General features: G+C 34.0%; 2 protein-coding genes. Both read right to left on the reverse strand.

The genetic code is table 11. The features are described 5' to 3' along the window. Window positions 1–123 precede the first annotated feature (123 nt). Window positions 124–393, reverse strand: a complete 270-nt coding sequence (locus HKP48_RS04285; protein ID WP_363928594.1) for a TM2 domain-containing protein — start codon at window positions 391–393, stop codon at window positions 124–126. A gap of 58 nt (window positions 394–451) precedes the next feature. Continuing rightward, entirely contained in the window at window positions 452–1,825 is a 1,374-nt protein-coding gene (locus HKP48_RS04290; protein WP_296343181.1) for an IS110 family transposase, read from the reverse strand. Between the last annotated feature and the right edge of the window lie 363 nt (window positions 1,826–2,188).

Genomic DNA, 2,188 nt, shown 5'->3' on the forward strand with positions numbered 1-2,188 from the left:
CTATTGTATTGTTTTAATTCGCTCATCTGTTTACTTTTAATTCTCGCACGCTTGTGAGAGAAAACAAATTTACAAAATCTCGCACAGCTGTGATAGATTTCATAATTCCTTGTTTTGTAGCTTTTAATTTCCTTTAACTGCCGAAATCATAGCCATTTGTCTTGCCTGCTCATCATTCCTTTCTCTCTTTTCGATTTCTTCTATTTGCATAAATATTTTTGCATTATGACCATTGACTTTACTTGGGATAGTAAAAATGTCTATAAAATCCCAAATCCCTAATCCGCCTAAAGTAATCCAAAATAGAAATTGCCAACCCCATTTACCTAAATAAGCATAATGTGTTCCGAATAACAAGAAAAACAATAGATAAGCCGTACCCGTTGATTTAATCTGTGACTAAAGATAATGTTTGTTAATAATTTTAAGTCGTATTCTGACTAACGTAAAATTAAGTTGCTGTATTACAAGTATTTGTATTTAAGCCTAAATCTTCATTAGTTAATCCAAATTTATTGATTTGTTTTTTAATTCTCTTAGCCATTCCTAATTTTCTTTTTTGGTCTAAATATAGATAGCCTTCAGGATTTTCATAATGCACCCCCTTAACAACCATATTCCATATTATAACTGCAAGTTTTCTCGCAGTTGCTGTTATCGCAGATACTCTTCCTTTTCTAAAATTTATTCTCATAAAAAAGTCTCTTAAGGGTGTGCTGTCTTTGAGATTTCCTATAGAGTTGGCAGCGTTTCTAAGTGCTATTTTTAGTCTGTTACTTCCTTTTCCTACTTTGCTTGAAATTACTTTACCGCCGCTTACTTTGTTATTTGGCGCAAGCCTAAGCCAAGAGGTTAAATGTTTTGCTGTTTTAAATTTTTTAAAGCCTTCAGGACCTATCTCACTTATGATACTTAGTACTGTATTATGACTCAGCCCTTCAATTGCCAAAATATCAACTCCTTTAAATATTTGATAGGACTTTAAATTGATATCAATATTTTTTGGTGTGTTTTTATTGACACGCTTATACGGTTTTGGATCGATATGATGTTCCTGTTTATCTGGATCTTTACCAATAATTTCATCAAGTTTTTCTGCAATTTGGACATCACATTCTCGGATTTTCTTTTGTATAAATTTGTAAGTATCTAATTCGTCTTTTAAAGCATAGAGAAAGTCTTTCCTGCCATTAGAATGTAAAGCTTTTGCAATCTCCTCTTCACTTTTTCTACAATTATAATGTCGAAGGCTTGCTAACTTCACAGGGTCTTTCTCTCCTAAAACAATGGCATTGATAATTTTTAAACCTGTAAGACCAACAATATCTTTTACTACCACATCAAGACGAATGTTCATTAGTCTAAGATATTTTTGCATTTTCTTATTTGCAGATGCCGCTTGTTTAATGAGGTTGTGTCTGTGCCTTGTAAATGTTCGTAATACTTCTGTATCTTCATCTGGCAAGAAGCTACCAGATAACAGACCGAGACTGTGTAATTTTTGTATCCACTGACAGTCTTTAACATCGGTCTTTTTGCCTTTGATATTTTTGGTAAACTTACCATTACAAAGTGTCACATCAAATCCTTTAGATATCAGTACAGCGTGTAGATTTTGCCAATAGTTACCTGTACTTTCCATTGCCACGGTTTTGATGTTGTGTTGTGTAAGCCAATCGGCAAGTTCATAGAGATTTTCATTATAAACCCCAAATTCTTTAATCTCTTCATCGGTTTGACCAACAGCCACCCAATGACTTCTACTGCCAATATCAATGCCGGCGGCATTTTTATTAACAACATCTAAAGCTATTTTTTCTTCCATAATAATATGTTTTAAAAAGCTCTAAGAGAATGTGCTTTAGGCAATGAAATTATTCTGAACGGGATTACCAAAAATGGCATCGCCAATGGGCTTTTGGCAAACATTCCAACCAGAATTGCGCTCGTGCTTGATCCAGAGGCAACACTTTGAAAATCGGTCTTACATAGAGCTAAAGTTAATACCTCAAAAATACGTGTTTCTACGTTAGCCGAGGGACTTTAGGGTTTTGAAGTCTATGGGGAATTACCCCCAACGTGTTTATATATGGTTTGTTGCGTGGTTTAGGCAATTAATTTAGTAAATAATTACTGACAAAGAAAATCCGTGAGGATTTTCGCAAGTAAGCAAAAAGCCAGCAATAAA

The organism is Winogradskyella sp. (assembly GCF_013042245.1).
In the GTDB taxonomy this organism is placed as follows: Bacteria; Bacteroidota; Bacteroidia; order Flavobacteriales; family Flavobacteriaceae; genus Winogradskyella.

What these genes read in the sequence shown, in the direction of transcription:
- HKP48_RS04290 (WP_296343181.1), bottom strand. Translation starts at nt 1,825, where the DNA reads ATGGAAGAAAAAATAGCTTTAGATGTTGTTAATAAAAATGCCGCCGGC.